This window comes from Paraburkholderia sp. Cy-641 (assembly GCF_011752945.1).
GTDB lineage: Bacteria > Pseudomonadota > Gammaproteobacteria > Burkholderiales > Burkholderiaceae > Paraburkholderia.
In genome coordinates this window covers 65,950-86,864 of record NZ_VWWM01000038.1, presented here as the reverse complement: position 1 = coordinate 86,864, position 20,915 = coordinate 65,950, and the positions used below count along the sequence as shown (strand labels likewise).

18 protein-coding genes are annotated in these 20,915 nt (G+C 66.0%); 7 read left to right on the top strand and 11 right to left on the bottom strand.

Annotated elements, in window-relative coordinates:
• Both F3J20_RS20780 and hemC read right to left on the bottom strand, forming a co-directional pair.
• On the bottom strand, positions 1-456 hold a 456-nt coding region (locus F3J20_RS20780), incomplete at its 3' end, for a uroporphyrinogen-III synthase (protein WP_205299347.1).
• A complete protein-coding gene (gene hemC / locus F3J20_RS20775) occupies positions 456-1,538 on the bottom strand; it encodes a hydroxymethylbilane synthase (RefSeq protein ID WP_167284387.1) in 1,083 nt (360 codons plus the stop codon). The genes hemC and F3J20_RS20780, both read right to left, overlap by 1 nt.
• 533 nt (positions 1,539-2,071) lie before the next feature.
• On the opposite strand from hemC, the gene ppc reads away from it, so the two are divergent.
• Complete coding sequence (gene ppc / locus F3J20_RS20770; protein ID WP_167284386.1) at positions 2,072-5,386, top strand: phosphoenolpyruvate carboxylase; 3,315 nt, start codon at positions 2,072-2,074, stop codon at positions 5,384-5,386.
• Positions 5,387-5,552: 166 nt separating this feature from the next.
• Here ppc and F3J20_RS20765 read toward each other — a convergent pair whose 3' ends face one another.
• Entirely contained in the window at positions 5,553-6,305 is a 753-nt protein-coding gene (locus F3J20_RS20765; protein WP_167284385.1) for a class I SAM-dependent methyltransferase, read from the bottom strand.
• A 135-nt stretch (positions 6,306-6,440) separates the two neighbouring features.
• Here F3J20_RS20765 and F3J20_RS20760 point away from each other — a divergent pair, with 135 nt between their 5' ends.
• From F3J20_RS20760 to F3J20_RS20740, 5 genes are all read left to right on the top strand, one after another.
• Positions 6,441-7,253: a helix-turn-helix transcriptional regulator gene (locus tag F3J20_RS20760; RefSeq protein WP_167036754.1), complete on the top strand. Its 813-nt coding sequence runs from the start codon at positions 6,441-6,443 to the stop codon at positions 7,251-7,253.
• Positions 7,254-7,493: 240 nt separating this feature from the next.
• Complete coding sequence (argH, locus tag F3J20_RS20755) at positions 7,494-8,900, top strand: argininosuccinate lyase (RefSeq protein WP_167284384.1); 1,407 nt, start codon at positions 7,494-7,496, stop codon at positions 8,898-8,900.
• Positions 8,901-9,375: 475 nt separating this feature from the next.
• Positions 9,376-9,876: an energy transducer TonB gene (locus F3J20_RS20750; RefSeq protein WP_167284383.1), complete on the top strand. Its 501-nt coding sequence runs from the start codon at positions 9,376-9,378 to the stop codon at positions 9,874-9,876.
• A 473-nt stretch (positions 9,877-10,349) separates the two neighbouring features.
• Entirely contained in the window at positions 10,350-11,657 is a 1,308-nt protein-coding gene (locus tag F3J20_RS20745; RefSeq protein ID WP_167036747.1) for an MFS transporter, read from the top strand.
• Positions 11,658-11,963: 306 nt separating this feature from the next.
• Positions 11,964-12,155, top strand: a complete 192-nt coding sequence (locus F3J20_RS20740; RefSeq protein WP_167284382.1) for a hypothetical protein — start codon at positions 11,964-11,966, stop codon at positions 12,153-12,155.
• A 26-nt stretch (positions 12,156-12,181) separates the two neighbouring features.
• Here the strand turns inward: F3J20_RS20740 and F3J20_RS32430 are convergent, their stop codons facing one another.
• Together F3J20_RS32430 and waaC are read right to left on the bottom strand one after the other, a co-directional pair.
• Entirely contained in the window at positions 12,182-12,316 is a 135-nt protein-coding gene (locus tag F3J20_RS32430; protein ID WP_275691474.1) for a hypothetical protein, read from the bottom strand.
• Between the two features lie 615 nt (positions 12,317-12,931).
• Positions 12,932-13,936: a lipopolysaccharide heptosyltransferase I gene (gene waaC / locus F3J20_RS20735; protein ID WP_167036741.1), complete on the bottom strand. Its 1,005-nt coding sequence runs from the start codon at positions 13,934-13,936 to the stop codon at positions 12,932-12,934.
• A gap of 246 nt (positions 13,937-14,182) precedes the next feature.
• On the opposite strand from waaC, the gene F3J20_RS20730 reads away from it, so the two are divergent.
• Entirely contained in the window at positions 14,183-15,790 is a 1,608-nt protein-coding gene (locus F3J20_RS20730; RefSeq protein WP_240162852.1) for a chloride channel protein, read from the top strand.
• A 287-nt stretch (positions 15,791-16,077) separates the two neighbouring features.
• Here F3J20_RS20730 and F3J20_RS20725 read toward each other — a convergent pair whose 3' ends face one another.
• The 6 genes from F3J20_RS20725 to map all read right to left on the bottom strand — a co-directional run bounded on the left by F3J20_RS20725 (position 16,078) and on the right by map (position 20,640).
• The gene (locus F3J20_RS20725) at positions 16,078-16,389 is read right to left on the bottom strand and encodes a YXWGXW repeat-containing protein (RefSeq protein ID WP_167036737.1); all 312 of its coding nucleotides are present in this window, start codon (positions 16,387-16,389) and stop codon (positions 16,078-16,080) included.
• A 429-nt stretch (positions 16,390-16,818) separates the two neighbouring features.
• Positions 16,819-17,073, bottom strand: coding sequence for a cell division topological specificity factor MinE (gene minE, locus F3J20_RS20720; RefSeq protein WP_094783024.1), 255 nt, complete (start codon positions 17,071-17,073; stop codon positions 16,819-16,821).
• 15 nt (positions 17,074-17,088) lie between these two features.
• Positions 17,089-17,904: a septum site-determining protein MinD gene (gene minD, locus F3J20_RS20715; RefSeq protein ID WP_167036735.1), complete on the bottom strand. Its 816-nt coding sequence runs from the start codon at positions 17,902-17,904 to the stop codon at positions 17,089-17,091.
• A gap of 103 nt (positions 17,905-18,007) precedes the next feature.
• Positions 18,008-18,862, bottom strand: coding sequence for a septum site-determining protein MinC (minC, locus tag F3J20_RS20710; protein WP_167036732.1), 855 nt, complete (start codon positions 18,860-18,862; stop codon positions 18,008-18,010).
• Positions 18,863-19,152: 290 nt separating this feature from the next.
• Positions 19,153-19,683 (bottom strand): GNAT family N-acetyltransferase, encoded by a 531-nt coding sequence (locus tag F3J20_RS20705; protein WP_167036729.1) that lies wholly within the window; start codon positions 19,681-19,683, stop codon positions 19,153-19,155.
• Positions 19,684-19,854: 171 nt separating this feature from the next.
• Positions 19,855-20,640, bottom strand: coding sequence for a type I methionyl aminopeptidase (map, locus tag F3J20_RS20700; RefSeq protein WP_167036694.1), 786 nt, complete (start codon positions 20,638-20,640; stop codon positions 19,855-19,857).
• Positions 20,641-20,915: the final 275 nt, after the last annotated feature.

Genomic DNA, 20,915 nt, shown 5'->3' with positions numbered 1-20,915 from the left:
CAGCACGCGCTTGCCGTCGAGCGCCGTCGTGCCGAGCTGCGCGTCGAGCGCGGCGAAGAGGCCCTCGGAGTCGAAGCTCGCCGCTTCGTCGTCGGCGCCCGCGGCCGGGCTGATGACGCGATGCCCCGGCGCGCCGATGCCGTGGCGCGCCAGCGCCCGCACGCTGCCAGGACCGACCACGCCGATCGGCAACGCGTGCGGCCAGATGTCGTCGCGGTGCGCAAACGCGTGATTGACCGCGTTCGGCGAGACGAAGACGACGAGCGCATAGCGTTCGAGCGACGCGAGTGCGGCGCGCAACGGCGCAGGGTCGATGACGGGGGCGATGTCGATTAGCGGAAAGTCGAGCGTCGCGAGGCCGGCCGCTTCGAGCTGCCCGACGAGCTCGCTCGACTGGCCGGCCGGCCGCGTGATCACGACCGTGAAGGGCGCCTGCTCCGGCGTGCCCGAGGCCATCACTCGCCGGCCGCCGCGCCGTTCGCGGCGGGGGTTGCGGGGCTGCCTGCTATGTCACCTGCCGCGTCGCTTGTGGCATCACTTGCGGCAGCATGCGCGGCACTATCCGCCACAGCCGGGCCGCTGGCGGTGCTGAGCGCCCGGACGATGTCGAGCGCGCCCTGCCCAGCAAGCTCGCTCGCGACCTGCTGGCCCAGCGCGAGCGCGCGCTCGATGCTCGGCGCGGGCGCCGATGCCTGCGCGCTCAGTACGCGCTGGCCGTCGGGCGTCGCGACGATGCCGCGCAGATGCAGCGCGCCGTCATGCCAGGTCGCATACGCGGCGAGCGGCACCTCGCAACTGCCGCCGAGCGCGCGCGACACCATGCGCTCGGCTTCGACGGCGGCCGCCGTATGTGAGTGATGGAGCGGCGCGAGCCACGCGGCGAGGTCCGCGCGATCGGCGCGAATCTCGATGCCGAGCGCGCCCTGCCCCGCGGCTGGCAAGCTGTCCCGAGGATCGAGCAGCGCGCGGATGCGCTCGCCGAGACCCAGACGCTTGAGCCCGGCCGCGGCCAGGATGATCGCCGCGTAATCGCCGCGATCGAGCTTGGCGAGGCGCGTGTCGAGATTGCCGCGCAACGGCCGCACGTCGAGATGCGGATAACGCATGCGCAGCATCGCCTCGCGGCGCAGGCTCGAGGTGCCGACCACGGCACCGGCCGGCAGCGCGGCGAGCGAGTCGTATTGATTGGAGACGAGCGCGTCGCGCGGGTCCTCGCGCTCCATGATCGCGGACAGCGCGAAGCCCGCGGGCAGTTCCATCGGCACGTCCTTCAGCGAATGCACCGCGAGGTCGGCGCGGCCATCGGCGAGCGCGGCTTCGAGTTCCTTGACGAAGAGGCCCTTGCCGCCGACCTTCGAGAGCGTGCGATCGAGAATCTGATCGCCGCGCGTCGTCATTCCGAGGATTTTTACGTCACAAGATGGATATAATTTGTGCAGCGCACATCGCACATGCTCCGCCTGCCACATGGCAAGGCGGCTCTCTCGCGAAGCAATCACAAGCGTGTGGGGTGGCGCGGCAAACGTCTCGGTGTTCATTAGCTTGCTGATCGAATCTCGGGATGGAATAACAATCAATGTTAGCACGCGCCCCTGCTTGCGCCCTTGCACCAAAGGCACAGCCGGGCGCCGGGCAGACGCGGTATCGATGGAGGAGACGGGCTGCGCGCGGCAAGCGCCTGCCCCATTCCGGCTCGTCACGCACGGTCGTTCGCGCATCGCGCGGCGGCATGCGCGATGATGCAATGCGGCGTAACCGCGTGGGCGGCACGCGCCGCGCGTTCAGTGCGGCCTCACCTCATGTGTCGTGGCCCCTCTCTCCATCCGGCGTCGGTAGGGCTCATGCGGCTCGTCGCGGGCGGTTCGTTTTGCAGGCCCGCCTGCCGCCGCGCCTTGCCGTTGCGCGTTGTCGTGCGCCTTGCAGTTCTCTTTGCTGTTCTAATTGCAGTCCCGTTCGCAGTCCCTGTTGCACGCTGTTCACGTTACTCGCAGTCCACGTTGCACATTCTGTCGCAGTTCCGCAGTTGCAGTTCATCACTCAACAGACCCTGGCTTCCCTGAGGAAACCCATCGTGACGTCTTCCGGATCGGCGCGCCCTGACCGCCGCAACACTGCTTCGTCCAACGCTCGCCCGGCCCATGCCGCGACGCCGGACGCTTCCGCTGCCTCTGCCGCAGCCCTCGCCGACTCCACCGCGCACGGCACGACGTCGGCCTTCGCTCAACGCGCCGACCAGTGCACGGAACAGCGCACGGAAAAACGCCCGGGCCAACGTGCCCTCGCCGCGCAAGCCGCCAAGGCGCCGAAAGCCGCGCGCACCGCCGTGTCCGTCAAAGCGGAAAAACCCGTGAAGACAGCCAAAGCCAGCAAGGCTGAAAAGGCTGGGCAAGCCGCAAGCGCCGCCGATACGCGCAAGCCGGCCAAGGCCGCCAACACCGATGCGAACGCCACCGCTTCCGCGAAAACCGAAGCGGCCGCGAGCGACGCAGCCCAACCGCGCGCCGCCAAAAAGCCGAAGCTGAAAGCCGTCGCGCAAGGCGCGGGCGCCGCCGTCCCCGCCGCTAAAAGCACGGCCCGCACGCGCGAGGACAAGGACCATCCGCTGTTCCAGGACATCCGCTATCTCGGCCGCTTGCTCGGCGACGTGCTGCGCGAGCAGGAAGGCGACGCGGTGTTCGACGTCGTCGAAACGATCCGGCAGACCGCCGTGCGTTTTCGCCGCGAGGACGACAGCGCCGCCGCGCAGACGCTCGACAAGAAGCTGCGCACGCTGACGCCCGAGCAGACGGTCAGCGTGGTGCGCGCGTTCAGCTACTTCTCGCACCTCGCGAATATCGCCGAGGACCGCCACCGCAACCGCCGGCACCGGATTCACGCGCTCGCGGGCTCGGCCTCGCAGCCGGGCACGATCGCCTATGCGCTGGAGCGGCTCGTCACGGCGGGCGCGGCCGCAACGCCGGTGCTGCAGCAGTTCTTCAACGACGCGCTGATCATGCCGGTGCTGACCGCGCACCCGACCGAAGTGCAGCGCAAGAGCATTCTCGACGCGCAGCACGACATCGCGCGGCTGCTCGCCGAGCGCGACCAGCCGCTCACCCACCGCGAACGCGCGCACAACGAAGCGATGCTGCGCGCGCGCGTCACCTCGCTCTGGCAGACGCGCATGCTGCGCGACGCGCGTCTGAGCGTCGCCGATGAAATCGAGAACGCGCTGTCGTTCTATCGCGCCACCTTCCTCGAGGAAATCCCCGCGCTCTATGGCGACATCGAGGACGCCCTCAAGGAACACGGCATCGAAGCGCGCCTGCCGCCGTTCTTCCAGATGGGCAGCTGGATCGGCGGCGACCGCGACGGCAATCCGAACGTCACGGCCGACACGCTCGAAAACGCGATCACGCGCCAGGCCGCGGTGATCTTCGAGCACTACATGGAGCAGGTGCACAAGCTCGGCGCGGAACTGTCGGTGTCGAACCTGCTGGCCGGCGCGAGCGATGCGCTGAAGGAACTCGCGGCCATCTCGCCGGACCAGTCGCCGCACCGCACCGACGAGCCGTATCGCCGCGCGCTGATCGGCATGTACACGCGGCTCGCGGCCAGCGCGCGCGTGCGGCTCGGCGAAGGCAGCGTGCCGGTGCGCAGCGCCGGGCGCGGCGTGGCGCCGATCCGCGCGATTCCCTACGACGACGCCGCCGACTTCGTGCGCGACCTGCACGTGCTGATCGATTCGCTCGCCGAGCATCACGGCGCGCCGCTCGCGGCCCCGCGTCTCGCGCCGCTCACGCGCGCCGCCGAGGTGTTCGGCTTCCATCTCGCGAGCATCGATCTGCGGCAAAGCTCGGACATCCACGAAGCGGTGATCGCCGAACTGCTCAGACGCGCGGGCGTCGAGGCCGATTACGCGGCGCTCTCCGAGGCGGACAAGCTCGAGGTGCTGCTCGCCGAACTCGCGCAGCCACGCCCGCTGCGCGTGCCGTACGCCGAGTACTCGGACCTCGTGAAGAGCGAACTCGGCGTGCTCGAGGAAGCGCGTATCACGCGCGAAAAATTCGGCGCGCGCGCGGTGCGCAACTACATCATTTCGCACACGGAAACGGTCAGCGATCTGGTCGAGGTGATGCTGCTGCAGAAGGAAACCGGCCTGTTGCGCGGCCGTCTCGGCGACGAACACGATCCGGCGCGCGCGGGCCTGATGGTGATTCCGCTCTTCGAGACGATCCCCGATCTGCGCAACGCGCCGCACATCATGCGCGATCTGATCGCGCTGCCGGGCGTCGGCGCGCTGATCGAACACCAGGGCAACGAGCAGGAAGTCATGCTCGGCTATTCGGACAGCAACAAGGACGGCGGCTTCCTGACCTCGAACTGGGAGCTGTATCGCGCCGAGCTTGCGCTCGTCTCGCTGTTCAACGAACGCGGCGTGACGCTGCGCCTGTTCCATGGCCGCGGCGGCACCGTCGGCCGCGGCGGCGGCCCGACCTATCAGGCGATCCTCTCGCAGCCGCCCGGCACTGTCGACGGACAGATCCGCCTGACCGAGCAGGGCGAGGTGATCGCGAGCAAGTTCGCCAACCCCGAGATCGGCCGGCGCAATCTGGAAACGGTGGTGGCGGCGACGCTCGAAGCGTCGCTGCTGCCGCAAGGCAACGCGCCCGCCGAGCTGCCCGTGTTCGAGGAAACGATGCAGCAACTGTCCGATACGGCAATGGCCGCGTATCGCGCGCTCGTCTACGAAACGCCGGGTTTCAAGGAGTATTTCTTCGAGTCGACGCCGATCGCCGAGATCGCCGAGCTGAACATCGGCAGCCGGCCCGCCTCGCGCAAGCTGCAGGACCCGAAGCAGCGCAAGATCGAGGACCTGCGCGCGATTCCGTGGGGCTTCTCGTGGGGCCAATGCCGTCTGCTGCTGACGGGCTGGTACGGCTTCGGCAGCGCGGTCGCCGCGCATCTCGACAGCGCGCCCTCCGACGCCGAACGCGCGCGCCGGCTCGCGCTGCTGAAGAAAATGCACAAGACGTGGCCGTTCTTTTCGAACCTGCTCTCGAACATGGACATGGTGCTCGCGAAGACCGACCTCGCGGTCGCGTCGCGCTACGCCGCGCTCGTCACCGACAAGAAGCTGCGCAAGCACGTATTCGAGCGCATCGTCGCGGAATGGGAGCGCACCTCGAAGGTGTTGTCCGAGATCACCGGCAAGGGCGATCGGCTCGCGGAAAATCCGCTGCTCGCGCGCTCGATCAAGAACCGCTTCCCGTATCTCGATCCGCTCAATCACTTGCAGGTCGAATTGCTCAAGCGCTATCGCGCGGGCGATACGAACACGCGCGTGCGACGCGGGATTCATCTGAGCATCAACGGGATCGCGGCGGGCTTGCGCAATACGGGTTGAGGCTGAAGCGGCGGTTTGAACCGGGGTTTGAACCGCTGTTTGCCGTCGAAGCGCAAGCGGGCTTGACGCACCGATGCGGAATCATCAGTGCAAGCGGTGCATTCAGTCTGCGATACACAACACACGCCGGGGGTGGCCAGCAAAGGCCACCCCCGGCTTTTTTCATTCAATGCGCGTCGATCATCAACGCGTCGAGCTTGAACGAGTGGTCCGCCTGCACGTCGAAATACTGGCGCACTTCGTCGGGCGCGTGATCCCACAGCGAGCGGATCGCGACGATGCGCGGCTCGGGCGTACGCATGCGCGCAACCCACGACTTGAATTCGAGGTCGATGCGCCAACGCTCGCGAATCGACGCCTTGAAACCGGCCGTGGCGAACAACGCAATCCACTCGTCGGCGCGGTAATCGCGGATATGCGAGCCGTCGCGCAGCAACTCGATCGCCTGGATATGCGTATCGAGCAGCGGATGATCGATGCCCGCGATATCGATGAACAGCACCTTGCCGCCCGGCTTCAGCACACGCCGCACCTCGGCGAGCGCGAGCGGCACGTCGTGCCAGTGATGCGCGCTCATGCGGCTAATCACCCAGTCGAACGCATGAGCGGCGAACGGCAGCGTTTCGGCCGCGCCCTGCTGCGTGCGGATGTTGGCGAGGCCGCGCTCTTTCGCCGCGCCTTCGACGGTCGCGAGCATCTGCGGCGCGATGTCGTAGGCGACGACCTCTTTCGCATGCGGCGCAACCGCGAAGCTCGCGTGCCCCGCGCCGCAGCCCATGTCCAGCACGGTCGCGCCCGGCGTCGCGGCGATGGCGTCGGCGAGCGTGCGCAGATCGGCGCCGCTCGCATGGGTCTGACTCGTCAAGTAAGCGGCGGCGGTCGAGCCGAACGCGTCGGCGACCTGATCGTGATGCTTCATGGGTGGCTCCGTTAGGGTGAGATGGCAACGCGCCGTGGGGTTTCCAGCCGCTACAATAGAGCCGGTCATGTACCAGTACAAGTTAAGCAATTATTCTGGTATCTCTATTACCCCCTCCACGCGCAGCCCGCCAGCATGACCATGCAGCCCACCGCCGATCACCCGCCACCGCTCGACGCCACGCCGGCCCGCGCGCTCGGCGACTTCATCCGCGCCCACCGCGAGCGGCTCGCGCCGCAGGCGGTCGGCCTGCCGCCGGGGCCGCGCCGCCGCACGCCCGGTCTGCGGCGCGAGGAAGTCGCGCAACTGTGCGGCGTGAGCCCGACCTGGTACACGTGGATCGAGCAGGGCCGGCCCGTGTCCGCTTCCGCCGACGCGCTCGCGCGCATCGCGGTCGCGTTGCAGCTCTCGCGCGCCGAACGCGCCTATCTGTTCGAACTGGCCGCGCAGCGCGATCCGGCCGAGCCCGACCCGGCCGCCGCCGATGCCCCCGCCACGCTGCTGCAAACCGTGCAGCTCGTCAGCTCGCCGGCCTACGTGCTCGACCGGCAGTGGAATGCGCTCGCCTGGAACGAGCGCGCGGCCGAGCTGTTCGTCGGCTGGCTCGACGGCGCGCACGACCGCAATCTGCTGCGCTACACGTTCACCGAGCCGGCCGCGCGCGCGTTGATCGTCGATTGGGAAACGCGCGCGCGGCGGCTGGCGGCCGAATTCCGCGCCGACTCGATCCGCCATCTGAGCGATGCGCCGACGCACGCGCTGATCGATGCGCTGTCCGCCGCGAGCGACGAGTTCGCGCGTTACTGGGCCTCGCAGGACGTCGGCGGCCGCGAGGGCGGACGGCGCGAGTTCAATCATCCGCGCGACGGGCGCCTCGTTTACGACCAGATCACGTTCAAGCCCGCGCATCGCGAGGATCTGAAGCTGGTGGTGCTGGTGCGGGAGTAGGCTGGCGGCTGCCCGTCGCGGCGCAGCCTCAAGCGCGCGCCCATCGCCGCTGCGCCGTTCGCCGTGCTCCTGCCCCGTCTTGAGCGCCCACGCCCGGTGTTAAAATCGTCGTTTCTCCTCGCTGCGGCGCGGCCTTCGGGCCACTCAGCCAGGCTTGCCGTCAGCCGCTTTACCGCCCGATCAACGGCCGCTTCATTGCGGCCTGGTTTCCATTTAACTGCCGCTTAACCGCCCAACACCATGACGTCCCAATTGCACAAAAAAGGCGAAGCCTGGTCGGCTCGCTTCTCGGAGCCGATGTCGGAGCTCGTCAAACGCTATACGTCGTCGGTTTTCTTCGACAAGCGTCTCGCGTTCGTCGACATCGAAGGGTCGCTCGCGCACGCCTCGATGCTCGCCGCGCAGAAGATCATCTCCGCCGACGACCTCGCCGCGATCCAGCGCGGCATGGCGCAGATCAAGGGTGAAATCGAGCGCGGCGAGTTCGAATGGCAACTCGATCTCGAAGACGTGCACCTGAACATCGAAGCGCGCCTGACCGCGCTGATCGGCGACGCGGGCAAGCGCCTGCACACGGGCCGCTCGCGCAACGACCAGGTCGCGACCGACATCCGCCTGTGGCTGCGCGGCGAGATCGACCGCATCGGCGGACTGCTGACCGAACTGCGCACGGCGCTGCTCGACATCGCCGAGAAAAATGCCTCGACCATCATGCCGGGCTTCACGCACCTGCAAGTTGCACAGCCGGTCACGTTCGGCCATCACCTGCTCGCCTACGTCGAGATGTTCTCGCGCGACGCCGAGCGCATGATCGACTGCCGCAAGCGCGTGAACCGTCTGCCGCTCGGCGCGGCGGCGCTTGCCGGCACCAGCTATCCGATCGACCGTCACGCGGTCGCGAAGACGCTCGGCTTCGACGGCATCTGCGCGAACTCGCTCGACGCCGTCTCCGACCGCGACTTCGCGATCGAATTCACGGCGGCTTCCGCGCTCGTGATGACGCACGTGTCGCGCTTCTCCGAAGAACTCGTGCTGTGGATGAGCCCGCGCGTCGGCTTTATCGATCTGGCCGACCGTTTCTGCACCGGCTCGTCGATCATGCCGCAGAAGAAGAACCCGGACGTGCCCGAACTCGCGCGAGGCAAGACCGGCCGCGTGAACGGCCATCTGATGGCGCTGCTCACGCTGATGAAGGGCCAGCCGCTCGCGTACAACAAGGACAACCAGGAAGACAAGGAGCCGCTGTTCGACACGGTCGATACCGTTGCCGACACGCTGCGCATCTTCGCCGAGATGGTCGCCGGTATCACGGTCAAGCCCGACGCGATGCGCGCCGCCGCACTGCAAGGCTTCTCGACCGCGACCGATCTCGCCGACTATCTGGTCAAGCGCGGCCTGCCGTTCCGCGATGCGCACGAAGCGGTCGCGCTCGCGGTGCGCGTGTGCGCCGATCGCGGCTGCGATCTCGCGGACCTGACGCTCGACGAAATGCGCGGCGAATTGCCGAACGTCGCGCATCTGATCGGCGAGGATGTGTTCTCGTATCTGACGCTCGAAGGCTCGGTGGCGAGCCGCAATCATCCGGGCGGCACGGCGCCCGAGCAGGTGCTGGCCGCAGTGAAGGCCGCGCGCGAAGCGCTGAAGTAAGCGATGCCCGGCGAGGCCGCGGGCGTGAGCTTGCGGTCTCGCGGGAATCCGCGTGCGGCATGGACCTGTATTACACGAACATGCAGCACGGACATGCAGAAGGCGAACCCCGCAGACGGGTTCGCTTTTTTTTCGCCTGCGTCTGGCGGACTCCACGCCAGCCACCGAAGCGGCAAGTGAGGCGGCCAGCGAAGACAAAAGAAAGCCCGCGTAAAGCGGGCTGAAAAGACTTCCACCGATGCCTCGTTGAAGAGGCCATCAAAGTGTAGGCGCGTTTGATCCATCGACCAATTCGCGGATATTTCCGGCCATTACATCGACGTGCCATACATCACACAGCGACCACGCAACGACCGCGTAGCGGGTGAACGCCGATTGAATACCGGTGGTTTTTGACTACCATCGAATCAGGCCCTCTTCGCGCTGTTCCCCGACGATGCTTTCCCGTCTCCCCGCCCTTCCGCGTCGCCGCGCGATGCAATGCCTGCCATGCATCCGACGCTCGTCGCATACGTCGCGCGTGCTGCTCGCCGCGCTGAGCGCCGCCGTGCTCGCCGGCTGCACGATCACCTCGCTGATGCCGCGCGAAACCGTCAACACGCCGCTCGCCGCGATCAACAGCGCGACGCTCGATCAATACCGCGACGCGGTCGCGCGGCGCATCGTCGAGCGCAATCCCTCGTATGTGCTGCAAGGCAAGCCGCAGGCGATGCTGCGCTCGCTCGTGGTGGTGTCGTTTACGGTCGATCGCAACGGACGCATCGTCGAGTCGTCGGTCTATCGCTCCAACGGCGACGACGAAGCCGAAAGCACGGCCCTCGCCACGCTGCGCCGCTCGGCCCCGCTGCCCTTACCGCCGGGCAAGCTGCTGAACAGCCGCGGTCAGCTCGAACTGTTCGAGGACTGGCTCTTCAACGACAACGGCAAATTCCAGTTGCGCGAGCTGGCCGCGCCGCAAGCGGAATCGCTTGAGTAGGCGTTTGCGCCGCGGTTTTGCTTTACCGCGTTTTGCTTCACTGCGGTTTTGCGTCACTGCGTTTTGCTTTTCCGCGTCTTGCTTCTCCGTACTCTGCGCTACCGTGCCTTGCTCCGCGATGCATTGCGTCATTGCGTCATCGCGCGTTGCCTCATTGCGCTTCACTTCGCCCGACGCCGCGCAGCATCGCGTACGACTACGACAATCTGCCGCCCCCGCCGGGTAGTGCGCCAGGTAGTGCGCCGCATCGCGCGCCGCCACAACCTTACGCCGCCATTGCTGCGCGCCGGCCGCGCTCGCTATAATTTCCGATCCCCTGCGCCGGCAGCATCCGGCATGGCTCACGCCGCCCGCACACCCGCCGGCGCGGCGGGCAAGCCCTCAGAATTTCAACACGGACACCGCGCGAGCGCATGCCGCCTGCTCCAGCAGCCGCATTGCGCCCCACGGCTTTACGACATAGGGAGACCTGCATGTCCATTTCGCCGATTTCCGCGGCTCAGCCTGCAAGCGGGCAAAACAGCAGCGCGCGAATCATCTTCGCGAGCTTTATCGGCACCGCGATCGAGTTCTACGACTTCTACGTCTACGCAACCGCCGCGGCGCTCGTCATCGGACCGGTATTCTTCCCGCATGGCTCGGCCACCGCGCAGGCGCTATCGGCGTTCGTCACGTTCGGCATCGCATTCGTCGCGCGGCCGATCGGCTCGTTCCTGTTCGGCCACTTCGGCGACCGCATCGGCCGCAAGTCGACGCTGGTGGCCTCGCTGCTCGTCATGGGCCTCTCGACCACGCTGATCGGCTTCGTGCCGGGTTACGACGCGATCGGCAGCCTCGCGCCGATCCTGCTGTGCATCCTGCGCTTCGGCCAGGGCATCGGCCTCGGCGGCGAATGGGGCGGCGCCGCGCTGCTCGCCACCGAAAACGCGCCGGCCGGCAAGCGCGGCTGGTTCGGCATGTTCCCGCAGTTGGGGCCGTCGATCGGCTTTCTCGCGTCGAACGGCCTGTTCTTCGCGCTCGCGCTGTCGCTCTCCGACGAGCAGTTCCGCAGCTGGGGCTGGCGCGTGCCGTTCATCGTCAGCTCGGTGCTGGTCGCGCTCGGCCTCTATGTGCGCCTGAAGATCGCCGAAACACCCGCGTTCAAGGCCGCCATCGAGCGCAAGGAACGCGTGCGCGTGCCGATCGCGACGCTGCTCTCGCAGCACTGGGCGCCCACGCTGCTCGGCGCGCTCGCGATGGTGGTCTGCTACACGCTGTTCTACAACGCGACGACGTTCTCGCTGTCGTACGGCGTCGGGTCGCTGCATATTCCGCGGCAGACGTTCCTCGGCCTGCTGTGCATCGCGGTCGTGTTCATGGCGCTCGCCACGCCGCTGTCGGCGCGCGCGAGCGACCGCTTCGGGCGCAAGCCGGTGCTGATCGTCGGCATCATCGCGGCGATCCTGTCGGGCTTCACGATGGCACCGCTGCTCGGCAGCGGCGAAACGCTGCTCGTGCTGCTGTTCCTCGTGATCCAGCTGTTCCTGATGGGCGTGACGTTCGCGCCGATGGGCGCGCTGCTGCCGGAACTGTTCCCGACCAACGTGCGCTATACCGGCGCCGGCGTCGCTTATAACCTCGGCGGGATTCTCGGCGCATCGGTCGCGCCGTATATCGCCCAGGTGCTCGCCGCGCACGGCGGCCTGCCGTGGGTCGGCGCGTACGTGTCGGTCGCCGCGGCCGTGAGCCTGTTCGGCGTGCTGTGCATGCGCGAAACGCGCGATGAAAGCCTCATGAAATGAGGCAATGAGGTCGCGGCGCGCATCGGCGGAAATGTTCTTCCGCCGATGCGCGTATGCCGTTTTTCTCATACTGCCCTTTCGTACTGCCTCGCGCATCGTGACTCATGCGCGGCTGTTTTGGCGCTGCCGCTTCATGCTGCTTCTGCGCGCCGACATCACCGCCGACGCGCTCACGCACCCGGCCTTTGCGGCGCCCTCTCCCCTCCGCCCTTGGCGGCAGGCGGCTCGGTAAATCCCCCGCCTTGTACGTCTTTTCGACGTGCCTATACTCCCTGTCATAACCCTACGAAAAACAGGGAGACTCGCATGAACCTCCATCTTCACAATGCCGAGATCGTGACGATCATCGCGCTGGCCTTGCTCGGCGCGTTGCTGCTCGCGCTGCGCTTTCGCCCGGCGAGCTGGAAAGGCATCGTCGTCGAGGCGCTCGCGGCGAACGCCGCGGCCATCGCCGCGGTCATCGCCGCGGTCATCGCATTCGAAATGCTCATGGCCTGAGTCCAGACCCGAGCCGCGCATCGCGCTCAACGGTAGTAGTAGCCGTGATGGTAGTAGCCTCCGCCGCCGTAGTAATAGCCCGGCGCCGGTGCGATGACGCAGCCGCCGAGTGCCGTTGCGAGGACCGTGCCGGCAACCAGAGTCAGAATCAAGCGTTTCATGTTGTTCTCCATCGAGTCAGTTTGATTCGAGTCGAAGCCCCGAATGACCCGATTGAACACGATCCGCCCCCGCGTGAACGTTGCCATTTGTAAGGGAAAATCACCGCGGTGTTACAGAACCGGCGGGGCCGATTCACGCCGCTGAAACGTATTCGACAAGCACTTGTCACTGAAGCGCGAGCACGTCGATATGGCGAAAAACAACGCCTATACTGCGTTGAGCGCGTCGATGTCGCGCCGGCATAGCGGCTGCCCCGCCGAGCGCGCCTGCACGCGCCTCGGCAGCGATTTCAGACACGACAGCGGGACCTTGGCGCGCGGTATCTCGCGAGTTTGCAATGAGGCCCGATCGCATCGCGCATGCAGACGGAACCGCATGAGCGTGGTGTAAGAACGGCATGACCGCCGCCCTGGCGCCCAACGAAAAGCGACAGATTTAACAGGCGTGTAATCGATTCCGCTACGCCCGCGATTCCTCTACGCCCGTCGTTCCCCGACGCGGGCGTTTTTTAGAGGCGCGACGAGGCCATCCGGCTCGCAGGAGCGGATTGTGCGTCGCGCCTCACTTCTTTGGCGCAAACGTTTGCCAAACGACCCGGGGAAAACCGGCGGAATTCAGGCGGCAGCCGAATCGTCCTGCACCGCAAACGCGTCCGCGCCTGAGTGCACATAGTCGATCGCGTCGAGCGCCGCACTGATCGGCGGCACCGAGCGGCCGTCGCCGATCGAGGTCGAACGGAACGGCGCTTCGACGCCGCAATGCGACGGCGAGGTCGCCACGAAGATCATGACCGTGCGCTTCTGCAGCGCGTGCGCGAGATGGACGAAACCCGTATCCGTGCCGACGACGAGCGCGCACGCGTCGATCATCTGCGCGACTTCGGTCACGCTCATTTGCGGCAGCACGGTCGCGCCCGGCACTTGCGCCGCGATCTGCTCGGCCTCGGCACGTTCGCCAGGCGACCCCCAAGGCAGCACGACCTGAAAACCGCGCTCGCCCAGCTTACGCCCCACCGCCACCCAATGACCGAGCGGCCACTTCTTGTCGTCCTTGGAGGTGGCATGAAAAAATGCCGCGACGGGCGCCTTGGTGCGCGCGAACGGCCGCGTGACCGGTTCGGGCAGACGCAGGTTGTAGATCGCCGGACCGTCTACCTTGTAGCCGAGCGCCTCGCTCGCGCTGATGCGCATGCCATGCCACGCATTACCTTGGGGACGCGGACCGAAACGGCCCGTATACGCGAATGCGGCACCGCGCTCGCCCAGATCCTGGGATTGGTAACCGATGCGCTTCGACGAGCGCGCGAGAAACGCAATGATCGCGCTCTTGTAGACGCCGTGAATGTCGATGATGTAGTCGTAGCGATGCGCGCGCAGATCGGAAATCGATGCCCAGATTGCCTTGAAATCGCTCCAGCGGCGCGCTTTCTTGAACCGGCGCAGCGGCGCGCACAGCACGCGGTCGACGCCCTGGCTCCAGTGCACCAGATCCGCGAACGCCTCGTCGGCGGCCCAGTCGACCTGAACGCCGGGAAACGCGCGCTTGATATCGGCAACGACCGGCAGTGCCTGCACGATGTCGCCTAGTGAAGTGACCTTGACGATAAGGACTCGCTTCATTGAGGAACTGTTCGTTGTTCGAGATTCAAACCATTTTAGCTGACGATTCCGTCACACCCCTGCCAAACGCGCAACGGACACAGTCTGTCTCTTAATACCGTCTATTACACCGGGGGCGCGAAAAGTGTCGCCCCAGACTGTCCGCCCATGGCATTTCAAAAGGCTTTCCCAAATCCTGGGCCATGCGGTACGCCTTATACTCTTTCCTTTACGCCTGTCCGATCCCGCCCACCGCCAGCCGATTCCATGCCCCGGTCCTTCCCTCCCAGTCCATCCGTCCTCCTGCGCCGCGCGAAACGCCTGTGGCGGCAATACGGCATTTTCTGGCTCGGCGCGATCGCGGTCGGCCTCGTCGCGGTGCTGTACGCGCGGCTGATCGACTGGGGCTACGACGTGTTTCGCGGCGTGCAGCAACAGCATACGTGGGCGCCGCTCATCATCACGCCGGCGGTCGCGGCGCTCGCCGTGTGGCTCACGCGCACGTTTTTCCGCGGCGCCGAGGGCAGCGGCATTCCGCAGGTCATCGCAACGCTGCACACGAAGCCTGGCGCCTACGGCGCGCGGCTGCTCTCGGTGCGGCTTCTGCTCGGCAAGATCGGCGTGTCGTTTCTCGGGATTCTCGGCGGCTTCACGATCGGCCGCGAAGGACCGACCGTGCAGGTCGGCGCCGCGCTGATGTTCAATCTGCGCCGGCTCTATCCGCGCTCGAACGCGCAGATCGAACGGCAACTCGCGCTGGCGGGCGCGGCCGCGGGTTTGTCGGCGGCATTCAATACGCCGCTGGCCGGCATCGTGTTCGCCATCGAGGAACTGACGCGCAGCTTCGAAGCACGCGCGAGCGGTGTGCTGATTACCGCGATCATCATCGCGGGGGTGGTCGCGCTGGGCTTGAACGGCAACTACACGTATTTCGGCACGATCCAGATCGGCTCGCATTTCCCCGATCTGCTCGCGCTCGCGGTGCTGCTCACGGCACTCGTCACCGGTATCGCGGGCGGCGGGTTCGGCTGGCTGCTGCTCAATACCGCGCGCTGGATTCCGGCGCCGCTGCGCCAGTTGCACGGCGAGCGGCCGGTCGCGTTCGCCGCGCTATGCGGCTTCACGATCGCGGTCGTCGGGCTGCTGTCGGGCGGCGCGACGTTCGGCAGCGGTTATGCGGAAGCGCGCGGATTGCTCGACGGACACGCGCAATCGGTGTTCTATCCGTTCCTGAAGATGATCGCGCTGATCGGCTCATACCTGCCCGGCATTCCAGGCGGCATCTTCGCGCCGTCGCTGTCGATCGGCGCGGGTTTCGGCAATCTGCTGCACATGGTGTTCGACTCGATGCAATTGCCGATGCTGATTGCGCTCGCGATGGTCGGCTATCTGGCCGCCGTCACGCAATCGCCGATTACGTCGTTCGTGATCGTGATGGAGATGATCGACGGCCATGCGCTTGTGATTTCGCTGATGGCCACCGCGTTGATCGCGAGCCGCGTATCGCGTCTGTTTGCGCCGCCGTTGTACGAGTCGTTGGCGCGGCGTTATATGGCGCCGTTGCCGCAGCCTGCGCCCGCGCCTGAGGTGCCCGAGGTTGAAGTACCCAAGGTTGAAGTGCCCGAGCCGACGGCGGAAGAAAGCCCCGAGGTCGATGCTGCCATGGCCAAAGCCGACGGCACTCACGGCGAGCAACCGGCAACGGACGCACAGGTGCAAGCCCCGGAGAGCGCAACTCGAAACACCGCGACGAATGGCGCTGCGAATGTCCCGGCAAACGGCGCTGCGAGCACCGTGGCGGACACCGCCGCGAACGCCGTCGCGCCAACCTCGACAGACCTCGCGAACGACGCCTCCGACACCCCGCGTCAATAAACCACGACGCGCGGCGCATGCACATACACCGGCCGCGCGGGGACGACGACGCAACCGGCCAGCATCACCGCGAGCGCTGCGAGCACGAGCAGATTCTTTTTCATCGGATAGTTCTCCACACTCCCAAGCGCGCGATCGCCGACGCCTGTGTTATCGATCAAACGGGAAAATGCGCTGAAGACGCGACGCGAGCGGTATCGAACGCCGCCGCGTCGCCAATGCATGCGTTTTTGCGTGCGGCTTCGCGTTCGCCCATGCGTTCGCTGCCACGCACGCGACTGCGGTCGTTACGCCCAATGCCCCGCAATCCAGCGGTAGTTCGGACCATGCTCGACCCAGTGACCCGGCACCCAGTGATAGCCGACGCGTTCGGCCTGCCAGTGGCCGACGACCCACACGTAGCGGCCATGATCCCAGCGCCAGTGACCGTGATCCCACACGTAGCCGACCCGCGGCGCGGGCACGGCCTCGAAGCGGACCGGCGGCGGCGCGGACGGCGCGACGATGACGACTTCCTCGGCCGAAGCCGACGCCATCGCGGCAGCGCCGGCGGCGATCAGAACGGTGTTGGCAAGCAGCAGGCGAAAGGTTCTGTTCATGATCTCCCTCTTGGGTTGAACACCGGATGCGGCGTTACCGGTTTAATGCGCGAGGGCTCCGGGCGGCTGACGAGCCGCGTGTAACGGTGCACGCTGAAATGCAACGGATTATTTCGATCGGAGAATCGGGCGCGGCGAGCGCCTCCAGGGTCAGGCGGGAGAGAAGCGGAAAGCCGATGACCGAAGGAGTTTCAGCGAGACAACGGTGAGGGAAGACTCGGAGAGAAGGTCTGCACATGAGCATCAGCACGATGCGTCTACATGACCGCCGCATGTGCATGCCTATGCGAGCGCAAACAACAAACGGGAAGCAACAAACGAAAAGCGCCGCACAGCATCGCATTGAATCAACACGACACCATGCAGCGCATTTGCGGCGATACAAACTGGCCGCTCACCGGCGGCCAGGCAAACCCACCCGCGGAACGATCAGACCTGCGGTATTTCGATCTTGACTTCGAGCACCTCGAGATCGTCCTGACGCTCGAGACTCACACGAATATCGTCGTCGGAAATCTTCACGTACTTCGAGATCACGGCCACCAGTTCGCGTTGCAACGCAGGCAGATAATCGGCGGGCGCATGGCCGCCGGCGCGCTCGTGCGCGATGATCAACTGCAGGCGTTCCTTCGCTACCGACGCGGACTTCTTTTTCTCGCCCAGCAAAAACGAAAGAATCGACATTACGTGCGTCCCCCCTTACTTGGTGCCGAAGAGGCGCTGCAGCAGCCCGGGCTTCTGGTAATCGACAAAGCGGAGCGACTTCTGCTCGCCGAGGAAACGCGACACGACGTCCTTATAGGCTTCGGCCACATCGGTGCCGTCGAGGTGCACGGCCGGCAGACCCTGGTTCGACGCGTGCAGCACGGCTTCCGACTCGGGAATCACGCCGATCAGGTCGATGCGCAAGATTTCCTGGATATCGGTCAGCGAAAGCATTTCGCCTTCGTTCACGCGCTTCGGGTTGTAGCGCGTAATCAGCAGATGCTCCTTGATCGGCTCCTTGCCCTCGATCGCGCGCTTGGTCTTCGACGAGAGAATGCCGAGAATGCGGTCCGAGTCGCGCACCGACGACACTTCCGGATTCGTCACGATCAGCGCTTCGTCGGCGAAGTGCATCGCGAGCAGCGCGCCCGATTCGATACCGGCCGGCGAATCGCAGACGATGTATTCGAAGTCCATCGCGATCAGGTCGTTGATGACCTTCTCGACGCCTTCCATCGTCAGCGCATCCTTGTCGCGCGTCTGCGACGCCGGCAGGATGAACAGGTTCTCGCACTTCTTGTCCTTGATCAGCGCCTGGTTCAGATTCGCTTCGCCCTGGATCACGTTGATCAGGTCGTACACGACCCGGCGCTCGCAGCCCATGATGAGGTCGAGGTTGCGCAGGCCGACGTCGAAGTCGATCACGGCAGTCTTGCTGCCACGCAATGCGAGGGCCGATGCAAAACTCGCGCTCGTGGTCGTCTTGCCCACGCCACCCTTGCCCGAAGTCACCACAATGATTTTTGCCATTACCCTTACCTTGTGTTCGTCAAATGCGTCAATTATGTGCGGCTTTTTCCCGTGAAACGCGGTGTGCCGGACTACCCCCGGGGCAGCACGCGCGTCGCCTCTCTCAGGTGAGCCGCAACGGTTCGATCATCAGTTTTTCTTGTTCGAGCCAGATCTGCACCGGCTTGCCGAGCACGTCGGCCGGCAGCGGGTTCTCGGTCGTTCGATAGATGCCCGCGATCGAGATCAGTTCCGGTTCGAGACACGTGCAGAAAATGCGCGCGTCGTGATTGCCCTGCACGCCGGCCAATGCCCGGCCGCGCAGCGGCGCGTAAATGTGGATGTTGCCTTCCGCGATCACCTCGGCGCCGTAGCTCACGAGACCGAGCACGACGAGGTCGCCCTTGGCGTAGATGCGCTGGCCCGAGCGCAGCGGCTTGTCGATCACCATGGTTTGCGGCGAGGCGGCGAGCCGCGCGGATTCAGCGGCGGCCGCCGGGTCGAGCGTGGTGCCTACGCCAGCGGCAATGGACGCGGTGGCCGTGGCGGTTGCGGTGTTCGTCGCGGTATCTGCCGCCGTGCCTGCTGTCGCGCTTGCCGCTACGCCGGCACTCACGTTTGCCGCCGTGCCCTCTTCGTCGCCCTGCTTCGCCGCGGCGCCGCGCCGGTCGCGCGCTTCGAGCAGCGGCAAGGCGGTTTCGGTCGCCCACGCTTGCGCCGCATGGGCGACCACGCCGACCGGCCGCATGCGCACGCTGTCGAGCAGTTGCGCGATGTCGACGAGCGGCACGCGTTCGTTTTCGGCGAGACGCCGCACGTCGATCGCGACGACGTCGTTAGCGAAGAATTCGGGGGTCGCCTCGAAGCGCCGCGTCAGTTCGGCGCGCATCGCGTCGAGGTCGGTCGTTTTGACCACGAACATGAGCGTGTCGACAGAGCCGCTGCGAAGTTCGAAAAAAGGCGATTTCTTGGGCGACATAGCGTTCGGCAAAAAATTTTGCGTATTTTACAGGCGTACACGCGCCCGGCCAGTTTTTTTGCCGGGAGAATCTGCTGTCGCGCGCGTGGCGCGGCGCAGCGCCCGATACGCGCCGCCACACGTCTCGCGCAAGACATATCGCGCAAGACATGCGCGAACGACGGCAACACCGTGGCGCGGCCGCAATCGTGGACGAGACAAAAGAAATTGGCCCACCGGACATGCGCGCCGGAGACATCTCGAAGCAGCGCGACGCAGAGGCAGGCGGCCTGCTGGCACGCCGCTCGCCGCTACCCGTGCGTGTGCGAGGTGGCGCTCACGTGTCGCACCAGCAGGCTTTCGGCCTGCTCGGGCGCGCGCACGACGCGCCGGTGCTCGCCGGCGGGACCGAAGCCGAGCGCTTCGTAAAAGCGCATCGCGTTGCGGTTCGCGTCGGCAACCCATGCGTAGATTTCGGTGGCGCTCGCGCTCGCAAGCCAGTTGCTCGCGGTATCGACGAGCAGTTCGCCACCGCGCAGATGACGCACCGCCGGCGCCACCCATAGTTCGCAGACGAACGCGCGGCGCGCCGCGGTGTCCTCGAAATGCGCTTCGATCAGCCCGGCTGGATGACCCTCGGTGTAGAGAATGAAGGTGCCGACGGCCGGCGAAACCGCGTGCTCGGCCGCGGTGGCATCGAAGCTGGCGGCGTCGGCCGACAACGCGTCCTCGAGTGTCGCGCCGAAGGCATAGGGCGCCTCCCGCAGCGACGCAGTACGGAGTTCGCGAAAAACGGCGCCCTGCTCAGCGGTGATGCGGCGAACGGTCAGTGACGGACTCATGCAGACAAAAACCCCTTGAAACCCTAACGCGTAGCTTTAACCGAACCGGCACGCGAGTCAAATTATTATTGACCAGAACAGCCGCGCGCGCGACGTGTTCGCCTCGCATGCGAACCATGCAGGCCACTCTCGATACGGCCCGCATGCGCTGCAATCTGGCATGCGGCGCGCTCACGGCGCCTCGTAGCGGCCGGTGCCGTCCGGCCACGGTGTGAGCAGTTCGTAGCCGTCCTCGGTCACGGCAACCATGTGCTCCCATTGCGCCGAGAGCGAGCGGTCCTTCGTGACCACGGTCCAGCCGTCGCGCTGCACGCTCGTGCCGGCGCGGCCCGCGTTGACCATCGGCTCGATCGTGAAGACCATGCCCGGTTTCAGGCGCACGCCCTGCCCCGGCTGGCCGTAGTGCAGCACCTGCGGGTCCTCGTGATAGACGCGGCCGATGCCGTGTCCGCAGTAGTCGCGCACGATCGAAAAACCATCGCGCTGCGCGACCTTCTGGATCGCGTGGCCGACGTCGCCGAGCGTCGCACCCGGCTTCACCTCGCGCATGCCGGCGACCATCGCCTCGTAAGTCGTGTCGATCAGCTGACGCGCGACCGGGCTCGGCTGGCCGACGCAGTACATGCGGCTCGTGTCGCCGAAATAGCCGTCCTTGATGATCGCGACGTCGATGTTGATGATGTCGCCGTCCTCGAGAACCTCGTTGCGGTTCGGAATGCCGTGGCACACCACGCTGTTGACCGAGGTGCAGACGGTCTTCGGAAAGCCCAGATAACCGACGTTGGCCGGAATCGACTTCTGCGTGTTGACGATGTAGTCGTTGCACAGCGCGTCGAGTTCGTCGGTGGACACGCCGGCCTTGACGTGCTCGCCGATCATTGCCAGCACGTCGGCCGCGAGGCGGCCGGCAATGCGCAGCCTCGCGATATCGTCGGGAGTCTTGTAGGTAATGGCCATGAATTCAGTCGATGTGGGTCGGATGGATTTCGAATGTTCGACGACGTCGTGCCGCCGCGAGCGAAGCGGCCGATCCTGCTCGCGCCAGCGGTCGATCGTGTCAATTGTACAGAGGATCGCGCGGCCCCCCTGGCAAAACCGGGCAAAACGACCTGCGCGGCGGTGAACCATTCGAGACGCGTCGTCGCGCCGGAGCCCGGAATAAATCAGTATCGCTTAGCAGTCCGTTCGGCTTGCCGGGGCGGGCCGAGCATCTCGGCGACCCGCAGGCGGAC